At 44.0% G+C, this 18,618-nt stretch carries 19 protein-coding genes; 9 read left to right on the top strand and 10 right to left on the bottom strand.

Annotation, left to right across the window (positions count from 1 at the left end):
- The first annotated feature begins 45 nt into the window (after positions 1-45).
- The gene (locus WA381_RS05770; protein WP_336132288.1) at positions 46-951 is read left to right on the top strand and encodes a LysR family transcriptional regulator; all 906 of its coding nucleotides are present in this window, start codon (positions 46-48) and stop codon (positions 949-951) included.
- A 62-nt stretch (positions 952-1,013) separates the two neighbouring features.
- Here WA381_RS05770 and WA381_RS05765 read toward each other — a convergent pair whose 3' ends face one another.
- From WA381_RS05765 to rluD, 5 genes are all read right to left on the bottom strand, one after another.
- The gene (locus WA381_RS05765; RefSeq protein WP_069944606.1) at positions 1,014-2,141 is read right to left on the bottom strand and encodes a DcaP family trimeric outer membrane transporter; all 1,128 of its coding nucleotides are present in this window, start codon (positions 2,139-2,141) and stop codon (positions 1,014-1,016) included.
- A gap of 180 nt (positions 2,142-2,321) precedes the next feature.
- On the bottom strand, positions 2,322-2,642 hold the full coding sequence (locus tag WA381_RS05760) for a hypothetical protein (RefSeq protein WP_069944607.1): 321 nt from the start codon (positions 2,640-2,642) through the stop codon (positions 2,322-2,324).
- 231 nt (positions 2,643-2,873) lie between these two features.
- The gene (gene clpB, locus WA381_RS05755; RefSeq protein ID WP_156086638.1) at positions 2,874-5,450 is read right to left on the bottom strand and encodes an ATP-dependent chaperone ClpB; all 2,577 of its coding nucleotides are present in this window, start codon (positions 5,448-5,450) and stop codon (positions 2,874-2,876) included.
- A gap of 249 nt (positions 5,451-5,699) precedes the next feature.
- Positions 5,700-6,455, bottom strand: coding sequence for a peptidoglycan editing factor PgeF (gene pgeF, locus WA381_RS05750; protein WP_075177094.1), 756 nt, complete (start codon positions 6,453-6,455; stop codon positions 5,700-5,702).
- 16 nt (positions 6,456-6,471) lie between these two features.
- Entirely contained in the window at positions 6,472-7,455 is a 984-nt protein-coding gene (gene rluD / locus WA381_RS05745; protein WP_014950071.1) for a 23S rRNA pseudouridine(1911/1915/1917) synthase RluD, read from the bottom strand.
- 186 nt (positions 7,456-7,641) lie between these two features.
- Here rluD and WA381_RS05740 point away from each other — a divergent pair, with 186 nt between their 5' ends.
- Complete coding sequence (locus tag WA381_RS05740) at positions 7,642-8,406, top strand: outer membrane protein assembly factor BamD (protein WP_014950072.1); 765 nt, start codon at positions 7,642-7,644, stop codon at positions 8,404-8,406.
- A gap of 111 nt (positions 8,407-8,517) precedes the next feature.
- On the opposite strand, the gene WA381_RS05735 is transcribed toward WA381_RS05740, so the two are convergent.
- The 3 genes from WA381_RS05735 to WA381_RS05725 form a co-directional block, all read right to left on the bottom strand.
- Positions 8,518-9,261 carry a ChrR family anti-sigma-E factor gene (locus WA381_RS05735; RefSeq protein WP_075177093.1) on the bottom strand — a complete coding sequence of 248 codons (744 nt, stop codon included), beginning with the start codon at positions 9,259-9,261 and terminating at the stop codon, positions 8,518-8,520.
- Entirely contained in the window at positions 9,254-9,865 is a 612-nt protein-coding gene (locus WA381_RS05730) for a sigma-70 family RNA polymerase sigma factor (protein ID WP_014950074.1), read from the bottom strand. Before WA381_RS05730 ends, WA381_RS05735 begins: the two co-directional genes overlap by 8 nt.
- Before the next feature lie 118 nt (positions 9,866-9,983).
- Complete coding sequence (locus WA381_RS05725) at positions 9,984-10,559, bottom strand: LON peptidase substrate-binding domain-containing protein (protein ID WP_014950075.1); 576 nt, start codon at positions 10,557-10,559, stop codon at positions 9,984-9,986.
- Positions 10,560-10,815: 256 nt separating this feature from the next.
- On the opposite strand from WA381_RS05725, the gene WA381_RS05720 reads away from it, so the two are divergent.
- Genes WA381_RS05720 through WA381_RS05700 form a run of 5 tightly spaced genes read left to right on the top strand, consistent with a single transcriptional unit; the run spans position 10,816 to position 15,262 of the window.
- A complete protein-coding gene (locus tag WA381_RS05720) occupies positions 10,816-11,271 on the top strand; it encodes a nuclear transport factor 2 family protein (RefSeq protein WP_075177092.1) in 456 nt (151 codons plus the stop codon).
- Positions 11,268-11,987 carry an SDR family NAD(P)-dependent oxidoreductase gene (locus tag WA381_RS05715; RefSeq protein WP_156086639.1) on the top strand — a complete coding sequence of 240 codons (720 nt, stop codon included), beginning with the start codon at positions 11,268-11,270 and terminating at the stop codon, positions 11,985-11,987. Before WA381_RS05720 ends, WA381_RS05715 begins: the two co-directional genes overlap by 4 nt.
- 10 nt (positions 11,988-11,997) lie before the next feature.
- Complete coding sequence (locus WA381_RS05710; RefSeq protein WP_156086640.1) at positions 11,998-13,263, top strand: NAD(P)/FAD-dependent oxidoreductase; 1,266 nt, start codon at positions 11,998-12,000, stop codon at positions 13,261-13,263.
- Entirely contained in the window at positions 13,260-14,003 is a 744-nt protein-coding gene (locus WA381_RS05705) for a DUF1365 domain-containing protein (protein WP_080752360.1), read from the top strand. The genes WA381_RS05710 and WA381_RS05705 overlap by 4 nt, the downstream gene beginning before the upstream one ends.
- A gap of 2 nt (positions 14,004-14,005) precedes the next feature.
- Positions 14,006-15,262, top strand: coding sequence for an SAM-dependent methyltransferase (locus WA381_RS05700; protein WP_156086641.1), 1,257 nt, complete (start codon positions 14,006-14,008; stop codon positions 15,260-15,262).
- Positions 15,263-15,349: 87 nt separating this feature from the next.
- Here the strand turns inward: WA381_RS05700 and WA381_RS05695 are convergent, their stop codons facing one another.
- Both WA381_RS05695 and pomA read right to left on the bottom strand, forming a co-directional pair.
- Entirely contained in the window at positions 15,350-16,279 is a 930-nt protein-coding gene (locus WA381_RS05695; protein WP_014976980.1) for a flagellar motor protein MotB, read from the bottom strand.
- On the bottom strand, positions 16,279-17,040 hold the full coding sequence (gene pomA, locus WA381_RS05690) for a flagellar motor protein PomA (RefSeq protein ID WP_014950082.1): 762 nt from the start codon (positions 17,038-17,040) through the stop codon (positions 16,279-16,281). The genes WA381_RS05695 and pomA overlap by 1 nt, the downstream gene beginning before the upstream one ends.
- A gap of 410 nt (positions 17,041-17,450) precedes the next feature.
- Here pomA and xseB point away from each other — a divergent pair, with 410 nt between their 5' ends.
- Together xseB and WA381_RS05680 are read left to right on the top strand one after the other, a co-directional pair.
- Complete coding sequence (gene xseB, locus WA381_RS05685; RefSeq protein WP_014976981.1) at positions 17,451-17,693, top strand: exodeoxyribonuclease VII small subunit; 243 nt, start codon at positions 17,451-17,453, stop codon at positions 17,691-17,693.
- Positions 17,694-17,722: 29 nt separating this feature from the next.
- Positions 17,723-18,613: a farnesyl diphosphate synthase gene (locus tag WA381_RS05680; protein ID WP_014950084.1), complete on the top strand. Its 891-nt coding sequence runs from the start codon at positions 17,723-17,725 to the stop codon at positions 18,611-18,613.
- Positions 18,614-18,618: the final 5 nt, after the last annotated feature.

Below are 18,618 nucleotides of genomic sequence, written 5' to 3'. Positions count from 1 at the left end.
ATATATGCATTAAAGACAAAGTTTATTTCCATTTTTGGACTAATAGTGGCAAAAGCAGACGATATTATCCTTTTTGTGAACGTAGTTGATGAAGGCTCTTTTTCAAAGGTCGCTCAAAAACTCAACCTAACTAATTCTGTAGTAAGTAAGCGTATCGCACGATTAGAGTCAGATTTGAACGTTCAATTGCTTTACCGCTCTACACGAAAGCTCAATTTAACTGATGCAGGAAGAACACTGTACAATAATGCGAGAATCGCCAATTTAGCCATTCAAGACGCAGAAGATGCCGTCAGTGGTTACAGTGATGAAGTGCGTGGAAAAATCCGAATTACTATGCCCAATGTATCGGCAAAACTGGTCTTAAATCGCGCAATTGCCGAGTTTTGCAATTTACACGAAGAGGTGGATGTAGAGCTTGCAATTACCAATCGCGTCACCAATATCATCGAAGAAGGTTACGATCTCGCCATTCGTACAGCACATCTTGAGGACTCCTCTCTTATTGCTAAACGCCTTATAGATTCAAAATGGATAGTATGCGCAAGCCCCACATATCTTAAAAACGAAAGCCGCCCAAATCATCCTGACGACTTAACTGAACATAATTGTTTAATTTACAAGTACGATAGCACTGGCCCAGACTTCTGGCCGTTTCATATTGAAGGAGAGCTTCATAACGTTCAAATTGACGGGCGAATGCAGTCAAATAACTTGGATGCGTTAAGGCAAGCCGCTATTGCAGGTGTGGGTGTAGCATTTCTTCCCAAGGCATTAGTGCATGAAGATATCGAAGATGGGGCGCTTTCGCCCCTACTTGCTGAGTACGTAACTAAGACTATGGGTATTTATGCCGTTTACCCTCGTTCGCGTCAGCCTGACAAAAAGCTAAAGCTACTGGTCAACTACCTTCAAGAGGCGTTTAGCAATAGAAGCGCCTATTTTTATTGATAAACATTGAAGTAATCTCCGTTTACATCAAAAACATGGCGCTAAACATAATTGAAGCGATCTTAAAACGCGAACTTAGCTGACGCTTGGAAGTAATTCGAGTCAATGCTGTCTATGTTGTCATCATTGATAGAATAAGCACCAAACTCTAGGCCAACATCAAGGCGCGGCGCTACCGTATCAATAACATTCACCGCCCAGTGCGAACGTTTGCGCCCCAAAATATCTGTTTTAGCTGCTCCATAAAATACAGTGCTGCGGAGGGTTTCAGTCCAAAAATGGCGATACGCTACGGTATAAGCCAGCGTACTTTCCGTTTCCAATGTTTGAGTTGCAGGATCCTCAACAACATCAGCAGTCATGCCGGCCGCAGCATACCGACCGGGCTTACCCGCGGTTAATTGAAAACGTAGATCATCTTTTGCAAAAAGTGGTATTTTGCCTGCGATATTTACTGCTGCTGTAACTTCTTCAACCCCTCCTTGATCGACAAGTCGTATTACAGAGCCGAAAGCATATTGCCCATATTGACTATCTAAATTGTATCGTACAACAAAGTCGGGTGTAGACTCATCAGGGTCAGCGGCTACACCTGTAAGCCCTACGGCATTGGCAGGTGCGTCGGTATCACCATCCCCAATGGTCTCTGGGCTTTCGATGGCAAATTGCCAGTTTCCTGAGGTGTATCTAACCTGAACTTGCCTTGCAAACACTTCTCCTACATGAGGACCACCAAAATCTAACGACTCAGGAATAACGTGAAGCGGCATAAAGGTGCTCCAGTTTTGACCCGCACTCCAGTTCTTATAGGTGATGAAGAAGTGGCGTAATCGCAAGTTGGTAGAGTTACTTACCGCTTCGTTGCCCCCTCCGCCATACATATCGACCTCTATAAAAGTACTCACCTCCCCTATAGAAACGCCCATATTTAAGCGTGACTCTCCTACATTGAAACCTGTGTGTGATGTCTCTATTGCTTCCCCGCCAGGAAAATTACCAATCCAATAATCCTGATAAGCAATATCCCCTTCAACATGCCTGACATCTACTTTGGCATAACCTCCAACACTAACCTTAACGTGTTCGTTACCGACCTTCCCGTTGAACAACTCTATGCCGTGAGAAGGGTTAAGAATTAGCGCTAATGCACAAGCAGATAAGCGTAGGGTGTATTTATTGTTTGTTTTCATTATTCGTCCTAATAGCTGAAACTATTTAACATGTCGTTAACGGGCGGATAATGTATTCGTTCGTGCTCAGAGGATAAACCGAGTTTAGAATATTAACTTTTTCCTAAATTCGCATAATCAGAGGTTTACTTTTTGAATGTTAATTGTGTAAAGAGATGAAGAATACTGAGCATAAATCGCTCAATAGAAAAATAATAATAGGCTACTTGTTGCTAACACGATAAGTGAAAGTAGTGATATTGATTGAAGTGCCTTACCCCAACTTTGCGAAAACCAACTTAAACACAAAGACAGAGAAAACACAGTAAGTGCAGGCATTATAGTATCTGCAGGCGAGAATGTCGCTTGATTTACACTCAATGCAAATACGGCAAAACCAGTACCTATGGCACCGACTGCGCTCACAATCATGCATAATATGAAATGCGCACAAAGCTTAGCTATATCTCGGGGCATTGAGCGCGCAGAAACTACCCCTTCGTTTGAATTATATAACTGCATCGCAACCTCTTAACCCTCTCAACAATAAGTTAATGATAATCGTTATCATTATTAAATCAAGAAAATTAATTAGCTGTATTAGGAAAATTCATTAAACAAGAAAGCGTAATCTGTCGCTATTCGACCAGTGGCTTTTTAGTAAATCGTTTTTTGTTATGAAGCTGCCGATTAATGGTCTTTCGCGGAATCTACTGGCAATAAAAAAGGCACTGTCTCCAGTGCCTTTTGGTTTTAATTGCTGACAACGAAAAGTCCGCTGTCATCTGCATCAATACGAATGGTTGATTCCGGTATTAATTCGCCAGCGAGTAATTGATGCGCAAGTGGATTTTCCACCTGCACTTGTATCGCTCGCTTAAGCGGACGTGCGCCAAACACTGGGTCGAAGCCCGCGTCCGCCAATTTATCCATAGCAGCAGCAGACAGAGTAAGCTTATATCCTTTTTCTGCGAGCCTAGCGCGAAGCGAGGCAAGCTGAATTTTAGCAATAGATTTTATTTGCTCCTTCCCTAATGGATGGAATACCACAATATCATCGACGCGGTTGATGAACTCCGGTCTGAAGTGTTGCCCTACAACACTCATTACCGACGCTTTCATATCGTCATACTGACTTTCGTTGTGCTTATCTTGAATGATATCTGAACCTAAGTTGGACGTCATGATCACAACGGTATTTTTAAAATCTACAGTACGTCCTTGTCCGTCAGTCAACCGGCCGTCATCTAGTACTTGAAGCAGAATATTGAATACATCTGGATGTGCCTTTTCAACCTCGTCCAACAAAATGACCGAGTATGGCTTGCGACGCACCGCTTCGGTTAAGTAGCCACCTTCCTCGTAGCCAACATAGCCAGGAGGTGCACCCACTAAGCGTGCTACCGAGTGTTTTTCCATAAACTCTGACATATCAATACGCACCATGGCATCTTCAGTATCGAACATAAAGCCTGCCAAGGCTTTGCAGAGCTCAGTTTTACCCACGCCAGTTGGCCCTAAAAATAAGAATGAGCCAATAGGTCGATTTGGATCCGCAAGCCCAGCACGTGAACGGCGAATTGCGTTTGAAACAGCTTCAACCGCTTCTTCTTGTCCAACAACCCGTTTGTGAAGTACGTCTTCCATACGCAACAACTTCTCACGCTCGCCTTCAAGCATTCGCGCTACAGGTATACCCGTCCATCGCGAAAGCACATCTGCAATTTCAACGTCCGTCACTTTATTTTTAAGTAACGTTGTCTCGCGAGTTTCGTTTTCAGCCGCTTGCTCTAACTTTGCTTCAAGCTCTGGAATACGGCCGTACTGAAGTTCCGACATACGATTCAAATCAGATGCACGTCGCGCTATCTCCAAGTCAAGTTTAGCCTGCTCAAGCTCCCCTTTAATGGTTTGAGTGCCCTGCATGGCGTCTTTCTCATCCACCCACACTTTCTCAAGCTCTGCGTACTTGGTTTCCGCTTGCTCACGCTCTAGCTCAATCATTTCAAGTCGCTTATGACTCGCATCATCTTTTTCTTTGGCCAGAGCTTGCTCTTCCAATTTTAGCTGGATGATACGACGCTCAAGACGATCCATCTCTTCGGGCTTGGAGTCTATTTGCAATCGAATGCTAGACGCAGCCTCATCTATAAGATCAATGGCTTTGTCTGGCAATTGGCGGTCGCTAATATAACGATGCGACAAACTTGCCGCTGCAACGATAGCGGGATCAGTAATATCTACCGAGTGATGGAGCTCATAGCGCTCTTTTAAGCCACGCAGAATAGCAATAGTGTCTTCAACGCTTGGTTCTTCAACTAATACTTTTTGGAAACGACGTTCAAGTGCTGCGTCTTTTTCAATGTACTGACGATATTCATCCAGTGTTGTAGCACCAACGCAGTGAAGTTCACCACGGGCTAACGCAGGTTTAAGCATATTACCTGCATCCATCGCTCCATCGCCCTTCCCTGCACCTACCATGGTGTGCAGTTCGTCAACGAATAAGATCACGCGACCTTCTTCTTTAGCCAGCTCATTAAGCACTGCTTTAAGGCGTTCTTCAAACTCACCGCGATATTTGGCTCCCGCCACTAACGCGCCCATATCAAGGGCAAGAACACGCTTGTTCTTTAAGCCCTCAGGCACTTCGCCATTAATGATGCGCTGAGCCAACCCTTCAACAATAGCCGTTTTACCCACACCCGGCTCACCAATGAGTACTGGGTTGTTTTTGGTTCGACGCTGCAGTACTTGAACAGTTCGGCGAATCTCATCATCTCGACCAATGACCGGGTCGAGCTTGCCTTGTTCTGCTCGCTCGGTTAAATCTGTCGTGTATTTTTCAAGCGCTTGACGTACATCTTCAGCATTAGGATCCGTGACCTTCTGACCACCCCGCATGTCGTCTATTGCGCTTTCAATAGCTTCTTTAGCGATATTCAAGCTTTTGAAGATTTCCCCCAAGCGCCCTTTATCTTGTAGCGCCGCTAGAACAAAGATTTCTGAAGTGATGTATTCGTCTTTTCGCTGCTGCGCTATCTTGTCACAAAGATTTAGCAAAATGCCGCTGTCTTTACTTAATTGAACATCTCCCCCAATGCCTTCAATACGAGGTAGGCGCTCAATAGCTTGGCTCAGTGCTGAGCGTAGCGCATTTACATTGATGTTTGCTTGGTCAAGCAAAGGGCGTACTGACCCGCCTTGCTGATTTAACATGGCAGTCATTAAATGGACAGGTTCAATGTATTGATGATCTCGCCCCAATGCGAGTGATTGAGCATCGGATATTGCGAGCTGAAATTTACTGGTAAATCTATCTAGTCTCATAATTTCAACCTAATTAATGAACAACTATACCTGCGGTAACACGCCGCAATTACGAACATTTTAACTCTCGCTGAGTGGGTAATGATCTATGCGGAATGGTATTCTTTATGTTCTAGTTATGTAGGCTGCTCAATTGCGATTCAAGTATGAGATTAAAAAGTTAGCCAAAAAGATAACAAATAATGTATGAAGTTTGATCTAGCGCAACTGTGTGATCAGACTAAAACTGCCGCCTTTTTTCGAAACAATTTAAAGCAGGCCTATTACGCTAACTATACGCCCAGTCGTGCGCTTGTTTTGATGCGTAGCTCTTCGATGGGAGTAAAAACGCTGTTCGTCAGTGTAAGTACACAAGTTACTTTGTGTAATACTCTCAACGCCAGCTTGCTGCAATTGCACCTGTGCCACTAGAGGTAGATCTAATAAGTACTTCCCTCTATTAGAGCTATTGGCAATGGCACCGTCTATATGGCGAAACTTACTCGCCAACTGTGCATCAACTTCGTAGCAGGGCCCGCTGATTGCAGGACCAACCCAAGCGATGAGTTTTTTTGCGTCGCTGCCAAAGTGTGAAACTGCACTTCCGATAATGTTAGTATCGAGACCTTTCCAACCAGCATGTACTGCCGCCACTTCTTGACCGCTTTCATCACACAATAAAATGGGCACGCAGTCTGCGGTCATTACCGCACAAAAATGCGATGTTGAAGAAGAATACGACGCATCAGCGGTGGTATCTGCGCTCGGCAATGACACCACGCGGTTGCTGTGCACTTGCTCCAACCATGTGATCTTTTCACTATGTGGAATCAGGCTTCTATTGGCTTTCACTAGTAGGAGGTCGTCCCCCACGTGGGCGCCAACGTTCAAACCTGCAAAATCACCTATGCTTGTACCTCCCATTCTTGTCGTTGTGTATGCAACAACATTTGCGGGACATGACCACGCTGGCGTAATCAAATCCAGCGTGGATGAAATAGGTGAATTCGCAGCTGACAATGTCATAAGTTCGCCTTACTCATTAAAGCATATCTTGTGGATTGTCCGCGGTGTCCTTTTTCACGGCTTTAAGCAAGTCCTGCATATCTTGAGGTAGGGGAGCTTTCCACGTCATCCACTCTTCAGTTTCAGGGTGAAACAGCGAGAGCTGTGCGGCGTGCAACGCCTGACGTTGGAATCCGCGAAGCGCAGCGATAAATTCTTCTGACGCCCCTTTAGGAAGACGAGGACGCCCGCCATAAACTTGGTCGCCAAGCAAAGGATGCTTAATGTGGGCCATGTGTACGCGGATTTGGTGCGTACGGCCAGTTTCAAGCTTCAAACGCAGGTGCGTGTATGCGCGAAATTTTTCGATAACACGAAAATGAGTGACCGCTGGTTTGCCCATTTCACGTACTGCCATATGCGTACGTTTTGTTGCGTGTCTACCAATAGGCGCATCTACAATACCACCAGCGACCATCGTACCTAAGGCAACGGCTTCGTATTCACGACTCATTTCCCGACGTTGAAGTTGGTCAACAAGATGCGTTTGAGCAGGAATTGTTTTTGCTACTACCATTAACCCCGTCGTGTCTTTGTCAAGGCGATGGACAATGCCCGCACGTGGAACTTTGTCTATCTCTGGACAATGATTTAACAAGGCATTTAGCACGGTACCGCTTGGGTTCCCTGCACCTGGATGCACAACCAAATCTGCTGGTTTGTTTATGACTAGGATGTGTTCATCTTCATAAACAATGTTTAACGCGATGTCTTGCGCTTCGCTCGTTACTTGTACATCCATTTCGGCCTGTACAGTAACAAGTTCATCCATTTGCATTTTGTGGCGAGGCACGGTGATTACTTCACCGTTTACAGCAACATTCCCATCTTGGATCCAAGTTTTTAGCTTAGAACGAGAATATTCAGGGAACAAATCAGCCAAAACCTGATCTAACCGTAAACCAAAATGCGCAGCTTCCGTTGAAGCTTCTAATTGTATTGTGTTCGGCGACTGTGTCATAACACCATTGATTACGTCTAAAAAAGGGTATTATAACAAGTATTCACGCTGTACACTGCCTTGTTTACGTTTTTGTATGGTTTTTCTCATCGTTAGTACGTTAGAATGCAATTAAAGTGTTGTTGTTTAACACATGAGCTTAGACAGCGAAGTATTAAAACTGTTTAGCAGGAAAATAGAATTATTATGAAATCATTTCGTCTACTGGCCCCCGTTTTATTGGGTGCTATGGTATCTGTCGCAGGATGTAGCTCTTCAGATAATGAAGAAAAAGCCGTATTAGCTAACATGGGTGCGCAGCAACTGTACGACAGAGCAAAGCAGAGCATGGAAGTAGGTAACTTCAGCGCTGCAGCACAAACGTTAAGCGCGCTAGATTCGCGCTACCCGTTCGGTCCCCTATCCCACCAGGTACAGCTAGACCTTATTTATAGCTATTATAAGTCAGGTAAAAACGAAGAAACGCTTGCCACTATCGACAGATTTATTCGTCTGAATCCAAACCATTCAGATGTTGATTACGCGTATTACATGCGTGGATTAACTAACATGGAATCAGATAGCAACCTTTTCCAAGAGTTAATGAATATTGACCGTACGGATAGAGACCCGTCGAAGTCTCGTGCTGCGTTTGAAGATTTCCGCAGACTGATTCAACAATATCCAGATAGCAAATATGCCGCAGATGCGAAACAGCGCATGGTTCATATTAAAGACCGCTTGGCTCGCTATGAAATCGCTATTGCACGTTTCTACATGAGACGCCAGGCTTATGTCGCTGCAGCAAACCGTGGTCGCTATGTTATAGAGCACTTCCCGAATACCACTCAAGTGCAACAAGCACTCGAAATTATGGTTTCAAGTTATGAGCAGCTTGGCCTAGATGAATTGCGTAACAATGCGATGAAGACACTAAAGCTTAACTACCCTGACAGCGAATTTATTAGCTAGATTTGGCTATTCTGTTTTGCTAGAGCTTTATGCAACCAATAAAAAAACGCACATTTGTGCGTTTTTTTGTATCTGGATGTCACATATTGACTGCGTTCGCTTGATAGATTACTAGCGGAAAAACAAGTGACTAAAAGGGTTTAACAATCTTGCAAGGCCCGAAGTAAAGTGCAATGGCTGATCGACAATGCTAAATACAAGGCAGCCTTCTTTACCTTCGGATTTTGGCGTGTGCGTTTTATCACCATCCATGAAAATAAAGTCGCCGGTATCATAACGACTTAGCCCATCACTGAACTCACCATCAATGACTAATGTATATTCCGTTCCACGGTGCGTGTGCTCAGGTACACTACCACCACTTCCCATAAAGATAAAATTAGCTACACCTTGGTTTCCAAGGTCAACTGGCGCCTGCCACAGCTTCCCGACCAAACTTGACCAGTTACCTGTCTTATCGATGTAGCGGTGAAGTGTTCTGGGTAAAGTGAATACCCTTCCATCTAACTCGATGGTATTTGCGCTTGCCTGCGCCTGCAAGGCCGCCCGCCTCTTTACGGGCTCACGATACGCTGTGGGCTGTTCCATCAAAGCATTATTTTGTTTCGATGATGGGAGCTGCGTAATTTGGGATAGCATGTCACCAAACTGAAGTGACATTTCAGCTCTGTCGCTTGCCGATGAATTGGCGTTCGAAACCATTTGAGCAGCAAGACTTTCCGTTTCAATTTCAACAAAACGCTGACATTTCTCACACATGTCACAATGTGCAGAGACCATCAGTGATATAGCAGGTGACAATGTGCCCTCAACAAAATCTTTAAGTTGCTGGGCACTTGGGTGAAACCTAATCATTATCGTTTAACATGACCTTTAATCGTTGAAGTGCCAAACGTGTCCGCGACTTTACTGTACCTAATGGAATTGAAAGCTCATCGGCGACTTCTTGTTGTGACTTGCCATCAATATAGATAGCTTCAACCACTGCTTTCTGTTTTACAGGTAGTGATTCGAACAAATAGCCAATCTGCTCTAAAGTAACTTGTTCGTCAAGTGGCGCCTCGTTTGCATCGGCTGTTTGTTCGCATAAAACCGGCCATAGATCGTCAGAACAAACATCCTCTTTTCTATTCTGCAGCTTTCGAAGCATATCAAAGCGAATGTTGCGTGCGATTGTGAAAATCCACGTTGACGGAGAACCTTTTTCTGCATTGAACAGGTGCGCTTTCTGCCATACATTCGACATAGTATCTTGTACCAGTTCCATGGCCAGTGCCTCATTACCCATCTGTTTCAGTGCATAAGAACGCAGCCGAGGCGCGAAGTAGTTAAACACTCTCGCAAATGAACGCTTGCATCGGGTGTCTGCAACCGCGACAAGGTAATCAGACATTTCAGTTGCACACTCTTTAGGCTTGATTGTGCTGTTACTTTGTTCCAAAGGAATTCCAACTAACATAAGATTCGTCCGCTTTTCCGTTTTGGTTGTATCATTCTACGGCGTTATGACTTAAATCGTTTGCGAAAATCGCTAATATTGGATTACGAATTTGTAATGTCTTTATCCGACTCAACGACTAAGCGATTAGTGCAGAGAGATAGTTCAGTAAACTGGTGCATTCTCTTTGCGCTAAAAAGTGCTGTTTTTGCGAGCCGTCTACTGGCAATAATTCTAACCACCGATTTAATACCCAATTAGGGCAATCAAACTTTGGTGATTCATAAAGCGATGCCAACTCTTCGTAATTTCCAAATATTTCTTTAAGTCGCTCGTCCATAGGCGCTATTTGTTGAGGAGCCAAATCGCACTGCCAAGGTTCTAACACCTTGCAACTACCGGTACGAAGACCATCTTTTTCAACTTCTATGCTACTTACCTCAACTAAATGAGAACCAGCAACCTTTATGCCAAGCAACCCATCATCGAGCATGTCGAAGTCAACAACCTGCGCATAAGTACCTATTTTATGAATATGCTCATTCAAATTTTTGTCACCGTTAGCATTAAGCATACACATCACAAAGCCTTTATTTTCAGCACATGCCTGCTTAACCATTCGCACGTATCGTGGCTCAAAAATGCGCAATGCCATTCTACCTTCCGGCAAAAGGTGCGCAGATAAAGGAAATAAAGGAAAACGTTCTACACTCATACTCAGCACTTCCGAAAACACGAAAATAATTACGCAAGTGAGAACAATTAGGATCGAATGGGAAAATTTTTCACATATAAATGGAAAAACATGATCTTTAGCACGACGATTAATGTAATTTAGTTTTTAAATAAAACATTAACAGATTTCATATCAGAGACTTGCAATTTGAACGTGAAAATAACCGCGAATTTTTTTAAGCGTCGACATTACCGATATGCAAATCTGATTTTGAATTATGAGTTAAGGAAAGGCCATGGATGTCATTGGACGCTTTTGTAAAATTTACACAGACATATGTCAAATTTCTCCAGACGACATAGAACATATCTATGCCGACGACATACTGTTTATCGACCCAATCACTACACACCATGGCATTGATGAAGTAAAACGCTATTTTTCCAACTTATTGACGCAAGCCGAAAGCTGTAAGTTCGACATTGCGGACATTTTTACTTGCTCGCCCAATGGCTCAAAAGAGCATCCATCAAGTCATTCAAAGGTTACCCATATCGCAAACTGGACGATGACCCTTACGCTGAAAGATAGTGATAAGCAAATTACGCTAGATGGCACCACGCAACTTGGTGTCAGCGATGACAGCATTATTTACCACAAAGATTATTACGACTTGGGCGAAATGGTCTATGAGCATGTACCCATCCTAGGTTTTGTCGTTAAAAAAATTAAAGGGAAGCTAGCAAAGTGAAAAGTATTCTAATTACTGGCGCCACATCGGGTATTGGTAAAGCACTAGCAATAAAGGCTGCAAACAGCGGTTATCAAGTGATTGCCTGTGGTCGAAATGAAGACACACTCAACGAGCTCAGTAAGTACAATAATATTAGCGCATGCCAGTTCGATGTCACTGATCTTGACGATACTCGACGGGCGCTAGCAACGGTTAAGTTTGACATTGCTGTACTCAACGCTGGTACCTGCGAATATGTAGATATCGACGACTTCGAGCCAGACATGTTTCGCCGCGTATTCGAACCTAATTTCTTTGGCGTTGTTCATTGTGTAGACGCTCTTCTTCCACGACTTAAGCAAGGCGACAAGCTTGTGGTTGTTGACAGCATGGCTCGCCTACTTCCTTTTACGCGAACGCAAGCGTACGGTGCGAGCAAAGCTGCCCTACATTATTTTACTAAATCATTAGAAGTAGACCTTCACCACAAAGGCGTGAAAGTGCAAGCGGTGTCTCCTGGATTTGTAGAAACGCCCCTCACAGATAAAAACGATTTTGAAATGCCAATGAAAATTAGCGCTGAAGAAGCCGCTGACGCTATGCTTAAAGGAGTAGAGGGCAACAAACAAACAGTTTTCTTCCCTCGGTTCTTTGGTTTTATTCTGCGCTTTATGCATATACTGCCAACCCCACTGCAAAAGCGATTGTCGTTGGCAATGAGAGAAAAACAATAAGAGAAGATGAATGAACAATAAGATTGCCATCATTGGCACAGGTATTTCTGGCTTGACCTGCGCGCACCTTCTAAATAGGCAGCACGACATCACAGTGTACGAAGCAAATGACTATATAGGTGGTCATACTGCAACGAAGAAAATAAGCGACAATGGGGAAACTCACCATATCGATACAGGCTTTATCGTTTTTAATGATTGGACCTACCCTAATTTTATAAAGCTCATTAATCAGTTAAACGTTGAGTATCAACCAACAGAGATGAGCTTCTCTGTAATGAGTAAAAAGGCAAACCTCGAATACAATGGCAATAACTTAAACAGTTTATTTGCACAGCGGCGTAATATTCTGAGGCCTAAATTTTGGCGTATCGTGAAAGACATATTGACGTTTAACAAAGCGTGTAAAGCGATGGTCGCAGAAAACCGTGATACTTCTTCACTTACGTTAGAAGACGTCATTAGAGAATTAAAACTCAGCGATGACTTTGCACGTTATTATATCTTGCCTATGTGCGCCGCAATTTGGTCCAGCAGCTTAGAGCAAACGAGAAAGTTTCCACTCACGTTCTTTTTGCAGTTTTTCAACAACCATGGCTTGCTCAATATTACCGACCGTCCTCAGTGGTACACAATTAAAGGTGGGTCAAGCCAATACATTCCGCCTTTAATCGCACCATTTGAGTCTAAGATCAAACTATCGACGGCCGTTCTGTCGGTAGCGAAAAGCGATGATAAGTGGCAGGTTACCGACTCTTCAGGCAACGCTGCGATGTATGATCATGTGGTATTTGCGTGCCACAGTGACCAAGCGTTAAAAATGATTCACTCACCGACTTCGCTGCATCGAGATATCCTTGGAAATATCCCTTACGCAGAAAACGACGTGGTGATGCACAAAGATATTTCACAGCTGCCTAAAAGAAAATTAGCTTGGGCGAGTTGGAATTACAGCTTAAAAGAAGACGCAAGTGAGGAAGCCCGCCCCGCTTCTGTCACTTATAACATGAATATTCTTCAACGCCTTGAAGCACAAAGCACCTACTGTGTAACGTTAAATAATACGGCGGAAATAGACCAAAAGAGTATTCTTCGAAGCTATCAGTACGCACATCCGCAATACAATGCCAGCATGGTCAACGCCCAAGCAAGAAGAAATGAAATTTGTGGCGTAGGCAACTTACATTTTTGTGGAGCCTACTGGTATAACGGTTTTCATGAAGACGGCGTAACTAGCGCACTTGATGTTTGTTCTCGCTTTGGTGAAGCCCTGTGATAGAAAGTGCCATCTACAAGGGTAAGGTTTATCACCAACGGTTTAAGCCTACCCAGCATAAATTTGACTATGACATTTATTTATTTTGGCTAAAGCTTGAGAGCAACGAACTCGAAATCTTGTCCAGCTCGTTAAAACGCTTCTCTGCATACGACAAGGCTAGAGTGCGTTTCAAGCGTGAAGACTACTTAGGTGATCCCTCTTTACCTCTAGGTCAGGCAGTAATAGACAGAATGACAGAGTTAAACGGAGGGAAGACGCTTCAAGGCGATGTCTTTATGCTGGGACAACTTCGTATGTGGGGGTTGTATTTCAGCCCGGTGAATTTCTATTACCTACGCAATGCCGAAGGTAAGTATACACATATGCTTGCCGAAGTAAGTAACACGCCGTGGAATGAGCGTCATCACTACCTTGTAAATCTAGATACTCAAGACGATACGCCAAAAGCTTTTCATGTTTCCCCGTTTAATCCAATGGATATGACCTACAAATGGTCGATATCGCAGCCGTCGGCTAGACTGTCACTTGCGATGGACTGTGTAAGAGACGACAAAGAGTTCAGTGCAGGGATAAATTTGACTAAATTTACTTTAGATAATGCGAATCTATCTGCGGCACTTAAACGTATACCCAGTATGACAATAAAAACTGTGGCTGGAATTTATTGGCACGCGCTTAAACTATTGCTTAAACGAACGCCACTGTATACACACCCAGAAAAAAGTCAGGAACAATAACAATGTCTTTTGGTGAATCTGTACTACTGACCACCTCAGAGGTCTCCTTTGTAGATAAAGCGTGTAGAACTCTATTCCTACAATGCTTAAAACAACTGCCTTTTGGCAGTTTAACCATTCAAGAAAACGGCGATGTCGTTGCGCGTTTCGGCACAGACGAAAGCGATTTGCGAGCAACGGTAAATATCAAGGATGTACAAGCCTATCGACGCTTATTGCTTGGCGGAAGTGTGGGCGCCGGAGAAGCATTCATGGATGGGTTATGGGACAGTGACGACGTAACAGCCGTGGTAAGAGTGTTTGCTAGGAATTTATCTACCCTTGACGAATGGGAGAATAAATTTAAATGGGTGACTATGCCCATCAACAAGATTCAACACTTTGCACGTCGAAATACAAAGGACCAAGCCAAGAAAAATATCGAGGCGCATTACGATCTGGGTAATAAGCTTTATACCCACTTCCTTGACCCAACAATGATGTATTCGTCAGCCATATACCCAGATCCGAATGCAACTCTCAATGATGCACAAAATTACAAGCTCAAAGCCATTTGCGACAAGTTACAGCTTAGCGAAACCGATCATCTTCTAGAGATTGGCACGGGCTGGGGCGGGCTAGCCGTCTATGCTGCTAAGCATTATGGTTGCCGCGTAACGACCACTACCATTTCAGAAGAGCAGCATGCATGGGCAAAAGAATGGATTGCCCGAGAAGGACTTGAAAGCAAAATCACTTTGCTGAAAAAGGATTATCGCCTACTTGAAGGCAAGTACGATAAGCTCGTGTCTATCGAGATGATTGAAGCTGTAGGCAAACAATTTTTAGGAAATTTCTTTGAGAAATGCTCGTCACTTTTAAAAGACGACGGCCTAATGCTACTTCAGTCAATAACCATTGATGACAGACGTTACGACAGCTATTCAAATAGTGTCGACTTTATTCAGAAATATATCTTTCCGGGTGGATTTTTACCTTCTCAGCACCAGCTTAACGCTCACCTGAAAAAGTATACTAATATGATGATTCGTGACTTACACGACATCGGGATTGACTATGCGAAAACATTGAACCATTGGTATGAAGCATTTATTTCTGCAAAAGATGAGCTTTTAAACGACGGTTATGACGAGCGTTTTATGCGAATGTGGACCTACTACCTGAAATATTGTGAAGGTGGTTTTTTAGAAAGAACAATCAGTACCGTTCAGCTTGTGATTTCAAAGCCTCATTACAGACTTGATTTGGCTCGTGTTTAACAACGCTAATTATCGATAGTAGTGACAAAAAAAGCGGCGCCCTTTTGGCGCCGCTTTCTTGTTTGAAGCTGACACTAGGTCAAAGCACTACTCATCTACAACTGATATAGGCTTAGACAGCATTGGTTTACCCTGATTAATATTAATTTCAACGCGGCGATTTTGCGCTCGGTCTGAAGGTGTAGTGGCATTTTCTACAATTGGATCGGTATCTGCCTTACCCACTACCGACATACGACTTTCGTCAAACCCTGGCGCGGTCCGCATGGCTTCAGCGACCGCTACAGCGCGCTGCGCTGACAAGTCCCAATTAGAACGATAGAGTTCATTAGCAATATGCTGACCGTCACTGTGCCCTGAAATTTCGATTTCTCCAGGCACATCCGCCAACAGCGTACCGATTTTTCTCAACACCGGTTGGAATTGGGGCTGCAAAAAGGCTGAGCCCGCCGAGAAGGAACCGTTCTCACGAATTCGAATGGTTAACTGCTGACCCAACGATTCCATTTCCACCGAACCATCTAGAATTTGTTTTTCTAATTGCTGCGCTACTTTTTTCATCAGTTCAGCCATTTGCGACTGATCGGTGCTTTGCTCAGCCGATGAAGACGACTCAGTAGCAGTTTGTTGAGATTGTCCGCCACGCTGCTCGCCGCGCTGCTTCTGCCTTCCGCCGGCAGAGTCTTCGTTACCAGCCTGAAATTCCAGCATTTGTTGGGTCATTTCGTTGGTTTGCTGCTGAATGGACTCAATAGGCGTAGGGTCAGGCTTGCCAGGTCGAAACTCCATTGCAATAACACTGGTACCCTTTGGAATATCTTTTACTTCAATTTTATTTTGCACACCAAAAGCAAACTTCATAGAGCCCGCAATTTGTTTGAACTTCAGTACGTCCATTTCCGAAAAAGAAAGAAGGAGTACGAAGAAGCACATAAGCAACGACATCAGGTCTGCGAAGGTTCCCATCCAGGCTGGAAGCCCCTCGGGGGGACATTTTGGGCATTCTTCTTCGGCCATTACTCTTCCTCTGCGCTTCCGCGTTTACTCGCCGCAAGGTAGTTCTTTAATACCCCTTCGATAACACGTGGATTCTGGCCGTCGGCTATACCCACAATACCGTCAAGAACAAGACTCTGGTTTAACTTCTCTTCTCCAGCTCTTACCGCCAGTTTAAAGGCAATTGGCAAACACACGACGTTGGCAAAAAAGGCACCATACAGCGTGGTTAATAGCGCTACCGCCATGGCAGGGCCGATGGCTTTAGGGTCATCCATGTTTGAAAGCATGGCAACCAGACCGATCAAAGTACCAATCATACCCATCGCTGGTGCTACGTCACCCATTCCTTTAAATATAGAAGCGCCGAACTCATGCCTTTCCGTTGTCATAGAAATATCTTTAGCTAACGTTTCTCTCACCACTTCAATGTCGTGGCCGTCAACCAGCATGTCCACACCTTTTTGCATGAACTCATTTGAAATTTCCGCTTCTTCTAGTGCCAGAAACCCGCCTTTTCGCGCAGCGTCTGCCATTTCAACAATCTTCTCGATAAGCTCTTCAGGCGTTTCAATTTTGAACATGAACGCTTTGCCAGCAACTTTACCCGCACTGAAGAATTGACCCAACGTAAACTGAGATAGGACAACAAATAGTGTTCCCCCGAATACAATAAGTATTGATTGCACGTCGATGAACATGCCCAAGCTGCCGCCCAGAATCATAGCCATAACTATGAAACCAATGGCGCCCAACATACCTATGACGGTTGCTAAATCCACTCACTCTTCCCCATTTATGCGCAGTCAGTGCTGTTAGTGTACAAATACCCTATCGGCAAAAGATAGAAATACTAAAACGACATTATTGAAAAATATCACATTTATTTGTTTATTATGAAGTAGGTTCTATGCAAAAGCGCAGCTTTGTCTTTTTTCTAAACTAAAATACCTAGCGCTTTTTCAGCTCCTTACTTTTTCCTTCACAGTAAATAACACGGTTACTTCTGAAAGGTTACTGAGCCTTGCATCGAATATAGCACAATTTGCTTGTATGTTGCCTTTTGAACTGGATGAAAAAAAAGCTATGTTACTGTGATATAGGCGATATACGGACAAACCATTTGACCCTTGTGCAACCCTCGGTTAATGTGCGCGGTATACGTATTTTGGCCACTATATTGAGTGTTTTTATGACGACAGAAAAAGCATCAGCGTCTTTTGAAGAAACTTTATCAGAACTAGAAGCTATCGTTAACGAAATGGAAAGCGGTGATCTGCCTCTTAATAAAGCACTAGAAAAATTTGAGCGCGGTATAGCACTTTCCCGCCAGGGCCAACAATCTCTTGAAAACGCCGAGCAAAAAGTAAAGATACTGCTCAGTGAACAAGGCGAAGAAACGCTCCACCCTCTTCCTGAAAGTGAACAGCCATAAATCGTTCATTTTTAACTAACAGGCAATCTATGAATTTTTCTGCTTTGCATCAGCAAGTTAAACAGCAAACTGATGCATCTCTTCTTACATTAATTGACGAATTACCCGATTACGCGCCGCGCTTGAAAGACGCAATGCGTCACGCCTTACTTGCTGGCGGTAAACGGATGCGGCCACTACTTGTTCAAGTAGTAGGTAACACCCTAGACGTGCCCAAAAAAGACCAAATGGCTATTAGTATGGCCATTGAATGTGTGCATGCCTACTCGTTAGTCCACGACGATTTACCAGCCATGGACGACGACGACTTGCGCCGCGGTATGCCAACCTGTCATATCGCCTTTGATGAGGCTACCGCTATTTTAGCTGGCGATGCACTGCAGGCACTTGCATTTACAGTGTTAGCTGATGCGCCATTAAGCACGTATGCTGAAACAAAGCGTAGCCAGTTACTGTCTGTACTTGCGAAAAGTGCGGGTTACATAGGTATGTGCGGTGGGCAAGCTATCGATTTAGCCAGCACCGGCAAAACCATCTCGCTAGAAGAACTAAAACAGCTGCATAGATTGAAAACCGGTGCATTGTTAAAAGCCTGCGTAGAAATGGTCGCCATTGTTAGTGAAGGCTTACTGCCTCAAACTAAAATTGACTTAATGGCTTATGCCGCGGATATTGGGCTAGCTTTCCAAGTTCAAGACGATATTTTAGATGTGGAAGGCAGTAGCGAAAAATTAGGTAAGCCCGCGGGGTCAGACGAAGCGTTAGGGAAAAATACCTTTCCAGCCAAACTTGGTATTACAGGCGCTAAACAAGAATTAGAAATGCTTCACGATAATGCACTTCAAGCATTGGCGCGTTTACCCTACAATACTGACAGTTTAATCGCGTTTAGCGAGCTTTTGGTAAAACGCGACCATTAGCCACA

Source organism: Alteromonas sp. CH_MED4-4 (assembly GCF_037029575.1).
GTDB lineage: Bacteria > Pseudomonadota > Gammaproteobacteria > Enterobacterales > Alteromonadaceae > Alteromonas > Alteromonas macleodii.
Note: the sequence above shows the minus strand (reverse complement) of the source record. Positions and strands in the feature narration are given on the sequence as shown.